Raw genomic sequence first — 18,233 nt, 5'->3', positions numbered from 1 at the left:
CAGCCGTCCTCCGGGGGACCGACAGCCCCCACAGCCCTCGGCGTTGCCTCTACAGAAACCCGCTGTAGTCCCGTTTCGCCTGGTCAGTGCCCTGACGGCGCCGGAACCATCGGGCCATGACCACGTTCACCCTCCGCTTCACCTCCACCCCGCGCGGCGCCCGCCTCGCCCGCCGTCTCGCCTCCCACCAGATGGACGCCTGGGGCTGGGCGTACGGCACGCCGGTCCACGACACCGTGGAGCTGATCGTCGCCGAGCCGGCCGCGAACGCCGTCACCCACGGCAGGGTCCCCGGCCGAGACGCCGAGCTGCGGCTGATCGAGGAGAACGGGCAGGTGAGGGTGGAGGTGAGCGACACGCGTGGCGAGCGGCTGCCCGCGGTGCAGGACGCCGGCGGCGAGGAGGACGGCGGGCGGGGGCTCGTCCTGGTCGCGGCACTGGCCAAGGAGTGGGGTGTCACGTCACGCGCCCACGCTCCCGGCAAGACCGTCTGGGCCGTCGTCCGTCAGTAGTGGTACCGGGCCTTGACGATCACGACTTCCTTCTCGGTGGCCCGGTAGACAAGCCGGTGCTCATCGTCGATCCGGCGAGACCGGTAGCCGGACAGGTCACCCTTCAGCGGTTCCGGTTTGCCAATGCCCGTGAACGGGTCACGCTGGATCTCACCGATGAGGCGGACGAGCTTACGGAACAGCTTTTTGTCCGCGTCCTGCCGGTACAGGAGGTCCTCCCACCGGGTGGGACGGAACCGTACGTCCCTCACAACCCCGACGAACCCGCACCCGGCAACGAACCCGCCCCGGCAGACGCAACCCCGCCGGGGAAAACGCCGAGTGCCCAGCCCCCCGCAGGGGACTGGGCACCGACGGCAAAAGCCAAGCGCAGCGCTTAGTGGGCGTGCCCGTGGCCGTGGCCCGCGGCGGCCGGCTCTTCCTCTTCCTTCTTCTCGACGACCAGGGTCTCGGTCGTGAGGAGGAGGGAGGCGATGGAGGCGGCGTTCTCCAGGGCGGAACGGGTGACCTTCACCGGGTCGATGACGCCGGCCTTGACCAGGTCGCCGTACTCGCCGGTGGCGGCGTTGTAGCCGTTGCCCTTCTCGAGCTCGGCCACCTTGGAGACGATGACGTAGCCCTCGAGGCCGGCGTTCTCGGCGATCCAGCGCAGCGGCTCGACGGCGGCCTTGCGGACCACGGAGACGCCGGTGGCCTCGTCGCCGGTCTTGTCGAGGTTGCCCTCGAGGACCTTGACGGCGTGGACGAGCGCGGAGCCACCACCGGAGACGATGCCCTCCTCGACCGCGGCGCGGGTCGCGGAGATGGCGTCCTCCAGACGGTGCTTCTTCTCCTTCAGCTCCACCTCGGTGGCGGCGCCGACCTTGATCACGCACACGCCGCCGGCCAGCTTCGCGAGGCGCTCCTGGAGCTTCTCGCGGTCCCAGTCGGAGTCGGTGTTCTCGATCTCGGCCTTGATCTGGTTGACGCGGCCCACGACGTCCTCGGAGTTGCCGGCGCCGTCGACGATGGTCGTGTCGTCCTTGGTGACCGTCACGCGGCGGGCGGAGCCCAGCACGTCCAGACCGGCCTGGTCGAGCTTGAGGCCGACCTCCTCGGAGATGACCGTGGCGCCGGTGAGGACCGCCATGTCCTGGAGCATCGCCTTGCGGCGGTCACCGAAGCCGGGGGCCTTGACCGCGACCGCGTTGAAGGTGCCGCGGATCTTGTTCACGACGAGGGTGGAGAGGGCCTCGCCCTCGACGTCCTCGGCGATGATCAGCAGCGGCTTGGAGGCACCCGCCTGGATGACCTTCTCCAGCAGCGGCAGCAGGTCCTGGATCGAGGAGATCTTGCCCTGGTTGATGAGGATGTACGGGTCCTCGAGGACGGCCTCCATGCGCTCCTGGTCCGTCACGAAGTACGGCGACAGGTAGCCCTTGTCGAAGGCCATGCCCTCAGTGAAGTCCAACTCCAGACCGAAGGTGTTGGACTCCTCGACGGTGATGACACCGTCCTTGCCGACCTTGTCCATCGCCTCGGCGATGAGCTCGCCGACCTGCTGGTCCTGGGCGGACAGCGCGGCGACGGCGGCGATGTCGGACTTCTCGTCGATCGGGCGGGCCGAGGCGAGCAGGTCGTCCGAGACGGCCTTGACCGCGGCGTCGATGCCCTTCTTCAGGGCGGCCGGGGAGGCACCGGCGGCGACGTTCTTCAGGCCCTCGCGGACCAGCGCCTGGGCCAGCACGGTGGCGGTGGTCGTACCGTCACCCGCGATGTCGTTGGTCTTGGTCGCCACCTCCTTCACCAGCTGGGCACCGAGGTTCTCGTACGGGTCCTCGATCTCCACCTCACGGGCGATGGTGACGCCGTCGTTGGTGATGGTCGGGGCGCCGAACTTCTTGTCGATGACGACGTTGCGGCCCTTGGGGCCGATCGTCACCTTGACCGTGTCGGCGAGCTTGTTGACGCCGCGCTCAAGGGCGCGACGGGCGTCCTCGTCGAACTTCAGGATCTTCGCCATGGGAGCGTAGCCCTCTCGGGAAATCTAGGGTGCAAAAAAAGCGGTCGGTCAAACGAGATGCGCCCCCGGCGCCCGGCTTGTTAACGGTCGCGGGGGCCGAGGGCGCAGCTCGAAGCAGGAATGCTCGAGGTGATTACTTCTCGATGATCGCGAGCACGTCGCGAGCCGAGAGAACGAGGTACTCCTCGTTGTTGTACTTCACCTCGGTGCCGCCGTACTTGCTGTAGAGCACGACGTCGCCGACGGAGACGTCGAGCGGAAGACGGTTACCGTCCTCGAAGCGGCCCGGGCCCACGGCCAGGACGACGCCCTCCTGGGGCTTCTCCTTGGCGGTGTCCGGGATGACCAGGCCAGAGGCCGTGGTCTGCTCGGCGTCCAGCGGCTGGACCACGATGCGGTCCTCGAGCGGCTTGATGGCAACCTTGGAGCTGGCGGTCGTCACGATCCGACCTCCCCCTTCGGAGATCTCACGGGGTTAACTGTCTGAGGTGGCGACCAGGTCGATCCGTCGTCGCGGGTGCCGGACCTGCCCGTCGCTGTGTTGGCACTCTCCTGTGTCGAGTGCCAGAGCCGAGACTATGACTGCGATTAGCACTCGGTCAAGCGGAGTGCCAATTGCCGTGCGGCGCGTCTGCTGTGGGGTGGGTTCAGTGGGCGTCTGCTGGGGGCTGCGCCCCCAGGCCCCCCTTCGGCCTGAACGGCCTCGTCCTCAAGCTCCGGACGGGCTGAGTTGTGCCGGCCGGGCTTGGAAGTCCCCCCGGAGAATCCCCCAGAGACTCCCTCCAGAGAAGTCCTCAGATGTAGTCCTCCAAGCGGGCCACTGTCAGGCCCCGGGACTGGACCTTGTGCAGGACCCGCAGGGCGGTGGGCTCTTCGGGGGGCAGCTCGATGATGTCGCCGGGGCGGAGGTGGTGGGGGCCCCTGGTGTAGGTGGGGGTGTCGTGCCAGACGACTCGGGGGCGGAAGGCGCTGTCGGCGCGGAACGCGGTGACCGGGAGGCGCAGTTCGCGGACCATGTCGACGAAGCGCGGGGCCTTCTCGGCGGTGTCGTCGTAGATGAGGAAGACGACCTTGTCGGGGGTGGGGACGCGGTCGACGACGGGGGGCAGGGAGGCGCCCCTGCGGCGGGGCGCGCGGCGGCGGAGCGGAACGCGGGCCGGGGGGTTCGGGGCGGGGGCGAGCGGGGTCCGCAGGCCCCAGTGGCGGTACGCCTGGTCGCGGGCGGGCGCGGGCTGCCGTACCCGCTGGGCCGCTTTCTCGCCCAGCCGTTCGATGGGGTCGACGGACTGGGCGCAGCCGTTGAGGAGGAGCGCGGCCCCGGTGAGCGCGGCGGCGGCCAGGGCCCGGTGTCGCCGCCACCGCCGCATCACAGGTAGTCCTCCAGGCGGGCCACCGCGTACCCCTCGCGGGTGACCTTGTCCAGGAACCGGCGCATGTCGTCGATCATCGTGCCGTTCCAGTCGTCGCGTCCCCGGAAGTGGGTCAGGACGATGTCGCCGGGGTGCAGGCTCTGGTCGTCCTCGCGGTACTCCCAGTGGTCGACGAAGACCTCCTCGTCCCAGATGGGCGCGTACTTGATGCCGCAGGACTTGGCTGCGACGAGGGTGTCGCGGTTGTAGTTGCCGTAGGGCGGGCGGAAGACGGTCGGGGTCCTGCCGAACTGCTTGCGCATGATCCGCTGCATGCCGCAGATCTCGTCCCGCTGCTCCTCGTAGGACAGGCCGGGCAGGTAGGGGTGGGTGAGGGTGTGGTTGTTGAGGGTGACGCCCTTGGCCTGCATCTTGCGGAAGTAGCCGTAGTCGTCCTCGACCAGGTAGTTGCTGAGGAACGCGGTGTAGGGGATCTTCAGGTCGCTCATCATGCGCAGGAAGGCCGGGTCCTTCTCGGCGCCGTCGTCGATGGTGAGGAAGACGACCTTCTGCTTGGTGGGGATCGTGGTGAAGACGGGGGGCAGGTTGAGTTCCTCCTGGTCGTGGACCTCGAATCCGGCGCGGGCGGTGATCCGCGGTTTGCGGGCGGGGGGCGGCGGGGGTGTCAGGGGAGCCGCGTCCAGGCCCCAGCGTTTCGCGGCGGCGACCAGGGCGGCGTGGGAGGCGCGCAGCCGGGAGGCGTAGGAGTCCAGGGCCTCGGCGGGCGCCTGGTGGTGCTGCTGGCCGGGGGCCGGACGGACGTCCGGGCTCTTGCCCGGTGCCGTACAGCCGGAGACGACACCGCCGGAGACGACGGTGGCCACGGCGAGCGCGACCAGGCCGGACCGGGTGGCCCCTCGCCTCCATCGCGCACCATTTTTGTCATTTTGTACTACTAGTCGCATGGTGTTGGATCTTCGCAGGGCTCCCGCCCCGAACCCGCCCGACACCGCCGCCGCGGGCACACCATCCACCGACTGGCCCACAATGACCCGGTGAACGACCTGCGCCCCTTCCACTCCCTGCTCACCCCCGAGGGCCGCGCCCTCCTCGACGAGGTGCGCGGCACGGCACCGGCCGAGGAACTCGCCGTCGCCACCCGCCTGCGCCGCGACCACCCCGCCGACCTGGTCTCGGCCGCCCTCGGCCAGGCCCGGCTGCGGCAGCGGGCGGCGGCGAAGTTCGGGGCGGAGGACGCGGAGCGGATGTACTTCACGCCGAACGGGGTCGAGCAGTCGACCCGCACGAGCGTGGCGGACTACCGGGCCGGCCGGCTGAGGGATCTGGGGGTGACGTCCGTCGCCGACCTGTGCTGCGGCATCGGCGGCGACGCGATCGCCCTCGCCCGCGCCGGGATCCGCGTCCTCGCCGTGGACCGCGATCCGCTGACCGCGGCCGTGGCCCGGGCGAACGCTCAAACGCTGGGGCTCGCGGACCTCATCGAGGTGCGGGAGGCCGATGTCACGGAGGTCGACACCGCCGGGTACGACGCGGTGTTCGTCGACCCCGCCCGGCGTGGCGGACGGGGCCGGATCTTCGACCCCGAGGCCTACTCGCCGCCCCTGTCCTGGGCCGTCGGCGTGGCGTCCGCCGCCCGGGTGGCCGCCCTGAAGATCGCCCCTGGTATCCCGCACGAGGCGGTCCCCGCGCAGGCCGAGGCCGAGTGGATCTCCGACGGCGGGGACGTGAAGGAGGCGGTGCTGTGGTTCGGCACCGGCGCCGGCGGCGCGGCCGTGCGGGCCACGCTGCTGCCGGGGCCTCGCTCGCTGCTCTCCCGGGGCCTCCCCGACCCCGAAATGCGGCCCGTGGGACGGTACTTGTACGAGCCCGACGGCGCCGTCATCCGGGCGCACCTGGTCGCCGAGGTCGCAGAGGAGGTGGACGGCGGGCTGATCGACCCGACCATCGCCTACATCACGGCGGACGCCCTACGGCCGACGGTGTACGCCTCCGCGTACGAGATCACCGACCGGCTCCCGTTCAACCTGAAGAAGCTGAAGGCCCTGCTCAGGGAGCGCGAGGTCGGTGTCCTGACCGTGAAGAAGCGCGGCTCGGCCGTCGAACCCGAGGAACTCCGCAAGAAGGTCAAACCCCAGGGACCGAACTCGGCCACGGTGTTCCTCACCCGGGTGGCGGGGGCGCCGACGATGCTGATCGGCCACCCGCTGGGGTGACGCCCGTGCACTCCCCCGCCCGCCGCAGCAGCATCTCCCGTTCCCGCTCGTTGCGGGTCAGCCCTGCCGCGCGTTCGAAGTGCGCGCGTGCTTCCGCCGGGCGGCCGAGGCGGGCGAGGAGGTCGCCGCGGACGCTGGGGAGCAGGTGGTAGTCGCGGAGGGAGGGTTCGGCGGCCAGGCGGTCCACGATCTCCAGTGCCGGGGCCGGGCCCCACGCCATCGAGACGGCGACCGCGCGGTTCAACTCCACGACGGGGGACGGGGCGCGGGCGGCGAGCAGGTCGTACAGGGTGGCGATGGCCGGCCAGTCCGTCTCCTCGTACGTGTAGGCGTGCGCGTGGCAGGCCGCGATCGCCGCCTGGAGGGCGTACGGGCCGGGGGCGCCGGTGGCCGTGGCCCCGGCGCGGCCGAGGGCGGTGATACCGCGGGCGATGAGCATGCGGTTCCAGCGGCGGCGGTTCTGGTCCTTCAGCAGGACCGGCTCGCCCTGCGGGCCGGTGCGGGCGGCGGCGCGGGAGGACTGGAACTCCAGGAGGGCCGTCAGGGCGTGCACCTCCGGTTCCTTGGGCATCAGGGCGGACAGCACGCGGGCCAGCCGTAGGGCGTCCTCGCACAGGCCGGGGCGCAGCCAGTCGTCGCCGCCGGTGGCCGCGTACCCCTCGTTGTGGATCAGGTAGATGACGTCGAGTACGGAGCCCAGGCGGGCCTCGCGGTCGGGACCGTAGGGGACCTCGAAGGCGATGTTCCGCTTCGCGAGAGTGCGCTTGGCGCGGACGATGCGCTGGGCGATCGTCGGCTCCGCCACCAGGAAGGCGCGGGCGATCTCGGCCGTGGTCAGGCCGCCCAGCAGGCGCAGCGTGAGCGCGGTGCGGGCCTCGGGGGACAGCACGGGGTGGCAGGCGGTGAAGACCAGGCGGAGCAGGTCGTCGTCGATGTCGTCGGGGTCGGCCGGTTCCGGCGGCCCGGCCGTGGTCTCCAGATCGCGGCCGATCTCGGCGAGCTTGCGGGCGTAGTTCTCGCGGCGGCGGATCAGGTCGACGGCACGGCGCCGGGCGGTGGCCATGAGCCAGGCCCCTGGGTTGTCCGGTACGCCGTCCCTCGGCCACTGCTCCAGAGCGGCCACCAGCGCGTCCTGCGCCAGCTCCTCGGCGATCCCGATGTCCCGCACGATCCGCGCCACACCGGCGATGAGGCGCGGCCACTCCAGCCGGAAGACGGTCTCGACGGCGACCTCGACGGCGGGCTCGACGGCGGGTTCGACGGCGGTCTGGGCGGCGGGCTCAACGGCGAGCTCGACGGCCGGGGCGGCGGCCTGGGCGGCAGGCTCGACAGCCTCGGCTGCGGCTGCGGCTGGGGCTGCGGGCTCGGCAGGCTCGACAGCGACCGGGGCGGCGACCGCGGCGGTCTCGGCTGCGGGCGCTTCGACGGTCTCGGCGGCGGCCGGAGCGGCGAACTCGACGGCGAACTCGACAGCCTGGGCGGCGGCCTCGACGGCAGGATCGACAGCCTCGGCTGGGGCTGCGGGCTCTGCGGACTCGACGGCGGGCTCGACAGCCTCGGCAGCGGGCGGAGCGGCAGGCTCGGTGGGCTCGGTGGGCTCGGTGGGCTCGGTGGCGGCCGGGGTGGCGGTGGGCTGTTGTTCCACAGCCCACCATGCAACACCCCCGGCGGGGTCTGCGCCAATGAGCGATCAGCCCTCGGCGATCTCCCGGACCTCGCAGGTCACGGTCCAGAAGTCCTCGTGGACCTTCAGGAAGCGCTTCGTCCACTCCAGCGCCTCGGCCTTGTCCTTGCACTGCATGAGGGCGTAGCCGCCGATGACCTCCTTGGTCTCGGTGAAGGGCCCGTCGGTGACGGAGAGCTGCCCGTTCTCCCAGTGGACCCGGGTGCCCTGCGCGGAGGGGGTGAGCCCGGCGGTGTCCAGCATCACGCCGGCCTTGGTGATCTCCTCGATCAGCTCCCCCATCCGCTGCATCAGCTCGGGGCTGGGGCCCTCGGCGGGGGCGGTGGACTCGTCGATGCGCACGAGCGACAGGTAGCGGGGCATGGTGACTCCTTCGGCAGGACGGCGGGGGCTCTCCCCGCCTTCTCACCCCTGCGTCGAACGGGAGACGCCCGGATCGACACGCTCACCGAAATTCCCCGAAGATTTTTTTCCGCCCCGTCGGCGGCCTAGCGCAGCGACTTCCACAGCGCGCTCGCCGCCGGTTCCTTCGCGACGACCCGGTTGGGGTCGGAGGGCGCCGTGACGACCGGCATCATCACCGTCTTCACCCGGTCGGCCGTGAGGCCCTTCAGGCTCTGGCCCAGGCGCATGAGCTCGCTCAGCGAGTTCAGGCCGGTGTCCGTCGTCAGGCTGCCGGTGACCGCGTCGGCCACCCGGTAGAGCTTGGCGGGGTCGGTGAGGAGGTCGGTGGCGGCGATCTGCTCCAGCAGGGCCTTCACCAGTTTCTGCTGGAGGCCTATGCGGCCGAGGTCGCTGCCGTCGCCTATCCCGTGCCGGGTGCGCGCCAGGGCGAGGGCCTGCTTGCCGTTCAGGTGGTGGGTGCCGGCCGCGAGGTGGAGGTGGCTCTTGTCGTCGTCGATGTCCTGGCCGGTGGTGACGGTGACCCCGCCGAGGGCGTCGACCAGTTTGGCGAAGCCGGAGAAGTCGATCTCGATGTAGTGGTCCATGCGGACGTCGGTGACGGACTCGACCGTCTTCACCGCGCACACCGGCCCGCCCAGCGAATAGGCGCTGTTGAACATGGAGTCGTACGCCACCGAGGTCGAACCGCCCGACGACAGCGGGCAGGAGGGGCGGGTGACCAGCGTGTCGCGCGGGATGCTGACGACCGTGGCCCCGGTGCGGCCGGCGTCGATGTGCACGACCATCGCCGTGTCGGAGCGGGCGCCGGAGCTGTCACCGCCGCCGAGTTCCTCGTTCGCCTTGCCGCTGCGCGAGTCGGAGCCGAGGACGAGGATGTTCAGTGCCCCGGTCGGCAGCGGGGACACCGAGGCGGAGGCGGACGGGGTGACGACCGGCTTCGCCGGACGGTCGTCGCCGAGCGCGCTGTTGATGTCGACGCTCCGGATGTTGTTGTTCAGGTGCCAGTACGCCCAGCCCGCCGCCGCGCCGCCCAGCACCAGAGCCGCCGCGAGGGTGAGGCCGACGGCCTTCAGCACCGCCGGCCGCCGGCCCGCCCGTCTGTCCCCGTCGTGTCCCGCGCCTCTGTCCCCGTCGTGTCCCGTCACAAGGAGGAACGTAAGTCCGAATTATTAGGGGAGTGTTAGCGAGATCCGCCCGAGGCGGTTTTCTTCGGAGAATCTCACGCTTCTCATCTCCCGCTCAGCTCAGCTGTCCTCAGCTCAGCCGTCCTCAGCTCACGGTCACCGTGGGCACCGGATTGCTGCCGCTCCAGGACGCGTTGAACCCGAAGGTCACCGAGCCGCCGTCCGCGACCGACCCGTTGTACGAGGCGTTCGCGCAGGTCACGGTAGAGCCCGACTGGGTGCAGGAGGCGTTCCAGGCCTGGGTGATCTGCTGGCCCGCGCCATAGGTCCAGCTCGCCTTCCACGAGGACAGCGAGGCTCCGGCACAGGCGATCTTCACCTGGCCGGTGAAGCCGGTGTTCCACTGGCTGGTGACGCTGTACGTCGCCGTGCAGGCGCCGTTCGTCGGCGGCGGGGTGGTGGAGCCGCCGCCGAGCGCCTCGGCGATGCCGTAGTAGGCGGGCTTGGGGCCGTAGTTCTCGTCGTACGGTGTCGCCGCCCCGTACCCGGGGAAGGTGCTCGGCACCCAGGAGTCGGAGTCGGTGAAGCCCCACACGGTGACGTTCACGCAGCGGGTGACCGCCGCGCAGGCGGCCACGACCGACTTGAAGTCGGCGGCCTGCTGGGCGAGTTTCGCGCTGTCGGCGGGCAGTGCCATCCGTATGTCCAGCTCGGTGATCGCCACGTCCACGCCGAGGTCGGCGAAGCGCTGGATGTTCTGCTGGAGGGTGGAGGGGACCTGGCCGAGGATCAGATGGGCCTGTAGGCCGACGCCGTCGATCGGAACGCCCTGCTGCTTCAGGGACTTGACCAGGTTGTAGAGGGCGGTGCTCTTGGAGTTGACGCCTTCGACGTTGTAGTCGTTGATGTACAGCTTGGCGTCCGGGTCGGCCGCGTGGGCCCAGGTGAGCGCGTTCGCGATGTAGTTGGCGCCGAGGCCGTTGTACCAGAGCGTCGAGCGGTAGGTGCCGTCCTCGTTGAAGGGCTCGTTGACCACGTCCCAGGCCGCGATCTTCCCCTTGTACCGGCCCACCTCGGTGCTGATGTGGTTCTGGAGCAGGCTGCTGAGCTGCGCGGACGTCCAGCTGCCGTTGGTCAGCCAGCTCGGGTTCTGGCTGTGCCAGACCAGGGTGTGGCCGCGCACCTGCTGGTTGTGGGCCTGCGCGAAGGCGACGATCTGGTCGGCCTCGGTCCAGTTGAAGCTGCCCTGGGTGGGCTCGACCGAGCCCCACTTCATGGCGTTGCCCGGGGTGAGCGAGCTGAACTGCGACCCCGCGACGTCGCCGTAGGTCCCGGTGAGCTTGGAGCCGGTGACCGCCGTGCCGATGACCTTGCCCTTGGCCGCCGCGAGATCCCTCAACGGGGTGTCAGCGGCGTGGGCGGGTGCCGCGACCAGCACGGCGCCGAGCGTCGCGACGCCCGTCAGGAACGACGCGAGGGACAAGCCTTTTCTCAGAGAACGCATGCGGGTGCCTCCGAAAGTTTCGGTTGAACAACCGATTGGCTTCGGAGGAGTGTGGGCGCGCCCGCACCACCCGTCAATACGTCAACTTCCGGCCACGTCCGTCACCGCGCGCCGGGGGCCGCCGTACTGCTGCGCACCACCAGGCTCGTCGCCAGCTCCACCCGGGTCGCCGCCGTGGACGCGTCCTCGCGCCCGAGGTCCAGCACCAGCTTGGCCGCGGCCTCGGCCATCTCGGTCAGCGGCTGCCGTACGGTCGTCAGCGGCGGCCCCACCCAGCGGGCCACCGGCAGGTCGTCGAAGCCGACGACGCTGAGGTCCTCCGGGATGCGCAGCCCCAGCTCACGGGCGGCCTCGTACAGTCCGAGCGCCTGAAGGTCGTTGCCCGCGAAGACGGCGGTGGGCCGGTCGGGGCGGCCGAGCAGTTCCAGGCCCAGCCGGTAGCCGGCCTCGTGGTGGAAGTCCCCGGCCTTGATCATGCCCTGGTCGACGGGCAGCCCGGCGGTCTCCAGCGCGGCCCGGTAGCCGTCGACCCGGGCGCGGCTGCACATCATCCTCGACGGTCCGCTGATCGCGCCGATGCGGGTGTGGCCGAGCTCGACGAGGTGGCGGGTGGCGGCGAGGCCGCCCTGCCAGTTGGTGGCGCCGATCGAGGGCACGTCGGCGCCCGGGTCCCCGGCCGGGTCCATCACCACGAACGGGATGGACCTGCTGGTCAGCAGGGCGCGCTGGGACTCGTCGAGCCCGGAGAGGACCAGGATCACGCCGTGCGGGCGGCGGGCGGCGACCTGGTCGGCCCAGGTCCGGCCGGGAGTGAGCCGGCCCGCGCTCTCACTGAGCACGACACTCAGCCCCGCGTCCCGAGCCACGTTCTCCACCCCCCGGATGACCTCCATGGCCCAGGCGCTCTCCAGCTCGTGGAAGACCAGGTCGATCAGGGGGGAGCGGGAGGCCTCGGCGCGGCGGCGCCGGTAGCCGTAGGCGCGCAGGAGTTCCTCGACGCGGGTGCGGGTGGCGGGGGCGACGTCGGCACGGCCGTTGAGCACCTTCGAAACAGTCGGAGCGGAGACACCGGCCTGACGAGCGATTTCGGCGAGGGTCGCGGTCTGCGTTCCTGCGGGCTTCGGAGGCTTCATGCGGGCGATCGTATCCCTGCACCCCCTCTTGACGAAGACCTTGTCCCGCCATAGGTTCCCGGAACATTCGATGTTAGGACCGAAACATTCGTGACGAGACATCCGTGAGCAGAGACGGGAGTTACATGACAACCGCTCCTTGGCGCGACCCCGCCCTGCCCGCCGCCGCCCGCGTCGACGACCTTCTCGCGAGAATGACCCTGGAGGAGAAGGCCGCCCAGCTGTACGGCGTATGGGTGGGTGCCGCCACGGACGGCGACGGCGTCGCCCCGCTCCAGCGCGAGATGACCGCCGACTACGACTGGGACGAGCTGATCACCCTCGGCCTCGGCCAGCTGACCCGCTCCTTCGGCACCGCCCCCGTCGACCCGGCGCTGGGCGCGCAGGCACTGGCCCGCGCCCAGCGCCGCATCGCCGCGGCGGGCCGCTTCGGCATCCCGGCGGTCGCCCACGAGGAGTGCCTGGCGGGCTTCACCGCCTGGGGCGCCACCGCCTACCCGGTGCCGCTGGCCTGGGGCGCGACCTTCGACCCGCCGCTCGTCGAGGAACTGGGCCGGCGCATCGGCCGCGACCTGCGCTCGGTCGGCGTCCACCAGGGTCTCGCGCCCGTCCTGGACGTCGTACGGGATCCGCGCTGGGGCCGCGTGGAGGAGACGATCGGCGAGGACCCGTACCTGGTCGGCACGGTCGGCACGGCCTATGTGCGGGGCCTGGAGTCGGCCGGGGTCGTCGCCACGCTCAAGCACTTCGCCGGGTACGCGTCCTCGGCGGGCGCCCGGAACCTGGCGCCCGTGCGGGCCGGGATCCGGGAGTTCGCCGACGTCACCCTGCCGCCCTTCGAGATGGCGCTGCGCGAGGGCGGGGCGCGCTCGGTGATGGCGGCGTACACCGAGACGGACGGCGTCCCCGCGTCGGCCGACCCCGGCCTGCTGACCGAACTCCTGCGCCAGGAATGGGGGTTCACGGGGACCGTGGTCGCCGACTACTTCGGCATCGGCTTCCTCGAGACCCTGCACCGGGTCGCCGGCAGTGAGGCCGAGGCGGCCCACCTGGCGCTGGAGGCGGGCATCGACGTGGAGCTGCCCACCCTCAAGTGCTACGGAAAGCCACTCGTGGCGGCGGTACGGGAGGGCAGGGTCCCGGAGGCGCTGGTGGACCGGGCGGCCCGCCGGGTGCTGACGCAGAAGTGCGAGCTGGGCCTGCTCGACGAGGACTGGCGGCCGGAGCCGTCCGGCCCGGTCGACCTGGACTCGGCGGCGAACCGGGCACTGGCCCGCCGGCTGGCCGAGGAGTCGGTGGTGCTCCTCGACAACCCCGACGGCCTGCTGCCGCTGGCCCCCGGCACCCGTGTCGCGGTGGTCGGCCCGCGCGCGGCCGACGCGCTGGCCATGCTCGGCTGCTACTCCTTCCCGTCCCACGTCCTCACGCACCACCCCGAGGTGCCGACGGGCATCGGCATCCCGTCGGTCCTGGAGGCGCTGCGCGCCGAACTCCCCGACGCCAAGGTGACGTTCGCGGAGGGGTGCGGGGTGTCCGACCCGGACACCTCCGGCTTCGAGGAGGCGGTGGCCCGGGCGGCGGAGGCCGACGTGTGCGTGGCGGTGCTCGGCGACCGGGCCGGGCTGTTCGGCCGGGGCACCTCGGGCGAGGGCTGCGACGTGACGGACCTGCGGCTGCCCGGCGTGCAGGGCGATCTGCTGGACACGCTGGTCGCCACCGGGGTCCCCGTGGTGCTGGTCCTGCTGACCGGCCGCCCGTACGCCCTCGGCCGCTGGCACGACCGGCTGGCCGCCGTGGTCCAGGCGTTCTTCCCGGGGCAGGGGGGCGGTCCGGCCGTGGCGGGAGTGCTGTCGGGCCGCGTGAACCCCTCGGGCCGCCTCCCGGTGAGCGTCCCGCACGTCCCCGGCGGCCAGCCGTGGACGTACCTCCAGCCGCCGCTGGGCCTGGCGGACGAGGTCAGCAACCTCGACCCGACGCCCATGTACCCCTTCGGGCACGGGCGTTCCTACACGACGTTCGGGTGGGAGGACTTCGCGGGCACGGATCCGGAGATCGGTACTGACGGCTCGTACGACCTCACGCTCACGGTCCGCAACACCGGCGACCGCGCCGGAGCGGAGGTCGTCCAGCTGTACCTGCACGACCCGGTGGCCTCGGTGACCCGCCCGGACGTCCGCCTGATCGGCTACCGGAGGGTGGAACTGGAGCCCGGGGAGGCGGCCCGGGTGACCTTCCGCTTCCACACCGACCTCTCGGCGTTCACCGACCGCTCGGGCCGCCGGGTGGTCGAACCGGGCGCCCTGGAACTGCGGGTGGCGGCATCCAGCGCGGACGTACGGCACACGGCACGGCTGAACCTCACGGGCCCGGTACGTCCGGTCGGCACCGACCGGCGGCTGCGGTGCGAGACAGCGGTGACGGCGGTGACGGGGTGACGGCGGTCGACTGACGAAAAACCCCCGCCCCGGAGAACCGGGGCGGGGGTGAAACGGAGCGCCGGGCAGGCCTTGCACCTGCATTTCCCCGCAGGAAGCGGGGCGTCTTTCCTTGGACCACCAACGCACTGTGTCCGGACCGGTGTTCCGGCCGTTCACGTGTGATGATCATAGCGCACGGACGGCTGTGCGCACCACTCGGCGACGGTCCGGGCGGTCAGGGACCGACACCGACCGACTCGAACCGCCAGCGGTGCACGGCCCGGGTGACCAACTCGTCTTCGGGGTCCGGCAGTTCGGGCAGCTCCGCGTCGTACTCCGCGTCCCACCAGGTGATGACGAGGACGCGGTCCTGCGGGGCGCGCAGGGTCTCCCGGCGCAGCGGCTCCCGGGCGAGCCGCTGGGCCCGGGCCCAGGCCAGCAGCGCGTCGCCGCGCCCCGCCACCGCCCGGGCCTCCCACATCAGGGCGACCGTCACGAGTAGAGGTTCTCCTTGCTGACCTCGTGGACGTGGTCGTGGTCGTGGCCGGGGACGTGCGGATCGGTCACCGGCAGCGAGGAGTCCGCGGACAGGTCCCAGCTGGAGGCGGCCCGGTTCCGGGCGACCATCTCGGCGCCGAGGGCGGCCACCATCGCGCCGTTGTCCGTGCACAGCTTGGGGCGCGGGACGCGCAGCCGGATGCCGGCGGCCTCACAGCGCTCCTGGGCGAGGGCGCGCAGCCGGGAGTTGGCGGCCACGCCGCCGCCGATCATCAGGTGGTCGACGCCCTCGTCCTTGCAGGCGCGCACGGCCTTGCGGGTCAGCACGTCCACCACGGCCTCCTGGAAGGAGGCGGACACGTCACGGACCGGGACCTCCTCGCCCGCCGCCCGCTTGGCCTCGATCCAGCGGGCCACGGCCGTCTTGAGCCCGGAGAACGAGAAGTCGTACGCCGGGTCCCGCGGGCCGGTCAGGCCGCGCGGGAAGGCGATGGCCTGCGGGTCGCCCTCGCGCGCGTACCGGTCGATGACCGGGCCGCCCGGGAAGCCCAGGTTCAGCACGCGGGCGATCTTGTCGAAGGCCTCGCCCGCCGCGTCGTCGATGGTCGAGCCCATCGGGCGCACGTCCGAGGTGATGTCCGTGGACAGCAGCAGCGAGGAGTGGCCGCCGGACACCAGCAGCGCCATCGTCGGCTCCGGGAGCGGGCCGTGCTCCAGCTGGTCGACGCAGATGTGGGAGGCGAGGTGGTTCACGCCGTACAGGGGCTTGCCGAGGGCGTAGGCGTACGCCTTCGCCGCCGAGACGCCGACCAGCAGGGCGCCCGCGAGCCCCGGGCCCGCCGTCACCGCGATGCCGTCCAGGTCCCTGGCGGAGACACCGGCCTCCGTCAGCGCGCGCTCGATGGTGGGCACCATCGCCTCCAGGTGGGCCCTGGAGGCGACCTCGGGCACCACCCCGCCGAAGCGGGCGTGCTCGTCGACGCTGGAGGCGATGGCGTCCGCCAGCAGGGTGGTGCCGCGGACGATGCCGACGCCGGTCTCGTCGCAGGAGGTCTCGATGCCCAGGACCAGGGGTTCGTCAGCCATTGCTCTCTGTGCCCTCTGTGCTCTCTGTGCTTTCTGTTCCCGGTGCGCGGGTGGAACCGGCGGCGGGGCCGCCGTCGGGTTCCGTGGTGAGGCGCATTACCAGGGCGTCCACGTTCCCCGGCTGGTAGTAGCCGCGCCTGAAGCCGATGGGTGTGAAGCCGAAGCGCTCGTACAGCTTCTGCGCGCGGACGTTGTCCACGCGGCACTCCAGCATCACTTCGGTGCACTCGAAGGCGGTCGCGGCCCGCAGCAGTTCGGCCAGCAGCAGGCCGCCCAGGCCGGTGCCCTGGAGGTCGCGGGTGACGGCGATGGTCTGGATGTCGGCCAGGTCGCCCTGCGCGGCCAGGCCGGCGTAGCCGACGATCCGGCCGCCGGTCTCGGCCACGACGTATCGCCGGGTCGCCTCGGAGCCCCGGGAGTGGGCCAGCTCGGACCAGAACATGCCCCGCGACCAGGCGTCCTCGGGGAAGAGGTCCTTCTCCAGCTCCAGCACGGGGTCGATGTCCCACCAGCGCATCTCGCGCAGTCGGGGGGTTGCGGGCTCGGTCACTTGGGGGTGACCACCTTGTAGTTCTTGGGGACCTGGGCGTCGGGGCGGCGCAGATACAGCGGCCGGGGAGCCTGGAGCTCCTCGCCCGCGGCCAGCTTCCCTGCGGCGAGCGAGGCGAGGGCGGCGGCGGAGACGTGCTCGGGCGCGTGCGCCTGCGGGAAGGCGTCGGGGTAGAGCAGGGCGCCCGCGCCGACGGCCGGGAGCCCCGCCACCCGCTCGGCGATGTCGGCGGGCCGGTCGACGGCGGGGTCGGTCAGCCGGGTGCGGGAGTCGGCGTATTTCGCCCAGTAGACCTCCTTGCGGCGGGCGTCGGTCGCCACGACGAAGGGGCCCTTCTCGATGTCGGCCGCGAAGGCGAGGGCGTCGAGCGTGCACAGGCCGTGCACGGGCACGCCGAGCGCGAGCCCGAACGTGTCGGCGGTCATCAGGCCGACGCGCAGCCCGGTGTAGGGGCCGGGCCCGATGCCTACGACGATCCCGGTGACGGCGTCGAGCTTCAGTCCGGCCTCGGCGAGCACGCGGTCGACGGCCGGCAGCAGCAGCTCGCCGTGCCGGCGCGCGTCCACCTGGCTCGAGGAGGCGATGACGTCCGTGCCGTCGTGCAGCGCGACGGTGACGGCGGGGGTGGCGGTATCCAGAGCGAGCAAGAGCACGCGAACAGCCTACGGCTCCAGCGCGTACGCGGTGGCCGTCCCGGTCAGGTGGTCACCGACTGCTACCGTCTGCATAAAGTTCTGTACGAAGTACGACAAATGATGTGTTACGACGATGCGGGACAGAGGTGGACGGACGTGGCAGGGACCAGCGCGGCACTCGTGGCCGCCCTCACCGCGGCGGCCGTCGGTACGGTCGGCTTCCTCGGCTACCAGGCCTCCGCCACGGTCCCGGCCGACCTCGGCGACAAGCCCCGGGCGAGCGCGTCACCCCTGGCCAAGGCACCCCGGGACAGAAGGAACCCGACCGCGCTGCCCGCCGTCTCCGGATCGGGTGAACGGGTCGTGTACTCGGTGGACGACGACCGGGTGTGGCTGGTCGGCGAGCGCAACCGGGTGCTGCGCACCTTCCGGGTGAGGCCAGGCCGGGTGGACCCGCTCCCGGGCGCGTACGTGGTGACGTCCCGCTCACACGCGGTCACCGGCACGGACGGCGTTCCCGTCGAGCACGTCGTCCGCTTCACCACCGTGGACGACGTCGCCATCGGCTTCAGCGCCGCCGTGCACCCGGACCTCACCCCGGCCCCGGACCCGACCGTACGGACCGGCGGCATCAGGGAGACCCGGGCGGACGGACAGGCGATGTGGATGTTCGCGACGATCGGAGTACCGGTCGTCGTGGTCCGCTAGGCCACGAGAACCGTCCCGCCGGGCCGACACGCAGGCCCTGCCGGTCCGGCTCGACGGCCCGTAGCGGCCCCGGGATCACCCCAGGCATCACACCCGCCCAGTCCCGGCAACGCCGGCTCACGCCGTCCTGGCCGCGCTCGGCCGGGTGGCGCGGGCACCGGGCCCGAGCGTCGCGTACTCGCCACGCGCCCCACCCCACGACCTGCGGGCCCCGGCTCAGGCCACCTCGCGGCGCCGCTTCGGTTCGGGCTCCCGCGGCGGCCTCGGGGGTCACGCCCACGCAACCCCTGACGGCGTCGGCATGGGATCGCCGGGTGCCCGGTCTCGGGCGCCCACCCGTCCGTAGACCCCCGCTCAGACCGCGTCGCGGTGCCGTTCCACCGGCCCCTGCC

The 18,233-nt window shown here is 71.8% G+C and carries 18 protein-coding genes; 4 read left to right on the top strand and 14 right to left on the bottom strand.

Annotated elements, in window-relative coordinates; all coding sequences use genetic code 11:
• The first annotated feature begins 116 nt into the window (after positions 1–116).
• Entirely contained in the window at positions 117–512 is a 396-nt protein-coding gene (locus tag ACFY01_RS37175; RefSeq protein ID WP_390740187.1) for an ATP-binding protein, read from the top strand.
• Here ACFY01_RS37175 and ACFY01_RS37170 read toward each other — a convergent pair.
• The 5 genes from ACFY01_RS37170 to ACFY01_RS37150 all read right to left on the bottom strand — a co-directional run bounded on the left by ACFY01_RS37170 (position 506) and on the right by ACFY01_RS37150 (position 4,828).
• A complete protein-coding gene (locus ACFY01_RS37170; protein WP_390740186.1) occupies positions 506–763 on the bottom strand; it encodes a Txe/YoeB family addiction module toxin in 258 nt (85 codons plus the stop codon). The two genes, ACFY01_RS37175 and ACFY01_RS37170, sit on opposite strands and share 7 nt — an antisense overlap.
• 125 nt (positions 764–888) lie before the next feature.
• A complete protein-coding gene (gene groL / locus ACFY01_RS37165) occupies positions 889–2,514 on the bottom strand; it encodes a chaperonin GroEL (protein ID WP_390740185.1) in 1,626 nt (541 codons plus the stop codon).
• Between the two features lie 133 nt (positions 2,515–2,647).
• A complete protein-coding gene (gene groES / locus ACFY01_RS37160) occupies positions 2,648–2,956 on the bottom strand; it encodes a co-chaperone GroES (protein ID WP_132856129.1) in 309 nt (102 codons plus the stop codon).
• A 352-nt stretch (positions 2,957–3,308) separates the two neighbouring features.
• A complete protein-coding gene (locus ACFY01_RS37155; RefSeq protein ID WP_390740184.1) occupies positions 3,309–3,881 on the bottom strand; it encodes a hypothetical protein in 573 nt (190 codons plus the stop codon).
• Entirely contained in the window at positions 3,881–4,828 is a 948-nt protein-coding gene (locus tag ACFY01_RS37150; protein WP_390740183.1) for a polysaccharide deacetylase family protein, read from the bottom strand. Before ACFY01_RS37150 ends, ACFY01_RS37155 begins: the two co-directional genes overlap by 1 nt.
• 90 nt (positions 4,829–4,918) lie before the next feature.
• On the opposite strand from ACFY01_RS37150, the gene ACFY01_RS37145 reads away from it, so the two are divergent.
• Positions 4,919–6,097: a methyltransferase domain-containing protein gene (locus tag ACFY01_RS37145; RefSeq protein WP_390740182.1), complete on the top strand. Its 1,179-nt coding sequence runs from the start codon at positions 4,919–4,921 to the stop codon at positions 6,095–6,097.
• On the opposite strand, the gene ACFY01_RS37140 is transcribed toward ACFY01_RS37145, so the two are convergent.
• From ACFY01_RS37140 to ACFY01_RS37120, 5 genes are all read right to left on the bottom strand, one after another.
• Positions 6,045–7,304 (bottom strand): RNA polymerase sigma factor, encoded by a 1,260-nt coding sequence (locus tag ACFY01_RS37140; protein WP_390740311.1) that lies wholly within the window; start codon positions 7,302–7,304, stop codon positions 6,045–6,047. The two genes, ACFY01_RS37145 and ACFY01_RS37140, sit on opposite strands and share 53 nt — an antisense overlap.
• Positions 7,305–7,787: 483 nt before the next feature.
• Positions 7,788–8,144 (bottom strand): YciI family protein, encoded by a 357-nt coding sequence (locus ACFY01_RS37135; RefSeq protein WP_390740181.1) that lies wholly within the window; start codon positions 8,142–8,144, stop codon positions 7,788–7,790.
• Between the two features lie 125 nt (positions 8,145–8,269).
• A complete protein-coding gene (locus tag ACFY01_RS37130; RefSeq protein ID WP_390740180.1) occupies positions 8,270–9,331 on the bottom strand; it encodes an LCP family protein in 1,062 nt (353 codons plus the stop codon).
• Positions 9,332–9,455: 124 nt separating this feature from the next.
• The gene (locus ACFY01_RS37125) at positions 9,456–10,814 is read right to left on the bottom strand and encodes an endo-1,4-beta-xylanase (protein ID WP_390740179.1); all 1,359 of its coding nucleotides are present in this window, start codon (positions 10,812–10,814) and stop codon (positions 9,456–9,458) included.
• Between the two features lie 101 nt (positions 10,815–10,915).
• Positions 10,916–11,947 (bottom strand): LacI family DNA-binding transcriptional regulator, encoded by a 1,032-nt coding sequence (locus tag ACFY01_RS37120; protein ID WP_390740178.1) that lies wholly within the window; start codon positions 11,945–11,947, stop codon positions 10,916–10,918.
• A gap of 125 nt (positions 11,948–12,072) precedes the next feature.
• Between ACFY01_RS37120 and ACFY01_RS37115 the strand changes: the two genes are divergently transcribed.
• Positions 12,073–14,382 carry a glycoside hydrolase family 3 N-terminal domain-containing protein gene (locus tag ACFY01_RS37115; RefSeq protein ID WP_390740177.1) on the top strand — a complete coding sequence of 770 codons (2,310 nt, stop codon included), beginning with the start codon at positions 12,073–12,075 and terminating at the stop codon, positions 14,380–14,382.
• Positions 14,383–14,599: 217 nt separating this feature from the next.
• Here ACFY01_RS37115 and ACFY01_RS37110 read toward each other — a convergent pair whose 3' ends face one another.
• From ACFY01_RS37110 to tsaB, 4 genes are read right to left on the bottom strand one after another with little or no spacing between them, the layout of a single operon-like run.
• Positions 14,600–14,860: a hypothetical protein gene (locus tag ACFY01_RS37110; protein ID WP_390740176.1), complete on the bottom strand. Its 261-nt coding sequence runs from the start codon at positions 14,858–14,860 to the stop codon at positions 14,600–14,602.
• Complete coding sequence (tsaD, locus tag ACFY01_RS37105) at positions 14,857–15,948, bottom strand: tRNA (adenosine(37)-N6)-threonylcarbamoyltransferase complex transferase subunit TsaD (protein WP_390740175.1); 1,092 nt, start codon at positions 15,946–15,948, stop codon at positions 14,857–14,859. The genes ACFY01_RS37110 and tsaD overlap by 4 nt, the downstream gene beginning before the upstream one ends.
• On the bottom strand, positions 15,941–16,498 hold the full coding sequence (gene rimI, locus ACFY01_RS37100; RefSeq protein ID WP_390740174.1) for a ribosomal protein S18-alanine N-acetyltransferase: 558 nt from the start codon (positions 16,496–16,498) through the stop codon (positions 15,941–15,943). The genes tsaD and rimI overlap by 8 nt, the downstream gene beginning before the upstream one ends.
• Positions 16,495–17,151, bottom strand: coding sequence for a tRNA (adenosine(37)-N6)-threonylcarbamoyltransferase complex dimerization subunit type 1 TsaB (tsaB, locus tag ACFY01_RS37095; RefSeq protein ID WP_390740173.1), 657 nt, complete (start codon positions 17,149–17,151; stop codon positions 16,495–16,497). The genes rimI and tsaB overlap by 4 nt, the downstream gene beginning before the upstream one ends.
• Before the next feature lie 138 nt (positions 17,152–17,289).
• Between tsaB and ACFY01_RS37090 the strand changes: the two genes are divergently transcribed.
• Positions 17,290–17,841: a hypothetical protein gene (locus ACFY01_RS37090; protein WP_390740172.1), complete on the top strand. Its 552-nt coding sequence runs from the start codon at positions 17,290–17,292 to the stop codon at positions 17,839–17,841.
• Positions 17,842–18,233 lie beyond the last annotated feature (392 nt).

It is taken from the genome of Streptomyces sp. NPDC001480 (assembly GCF_042894725.1).
Lineage (GTDB): Bacteria > Actinomycetota > Actinomycetes > Streptomycetales > Streptomycetaceae > Streptomyces.
Note: the sequence above shows the minus strand (reverse complement) of the source record. Positions and strands in the feature narration are given on the sequence as shown.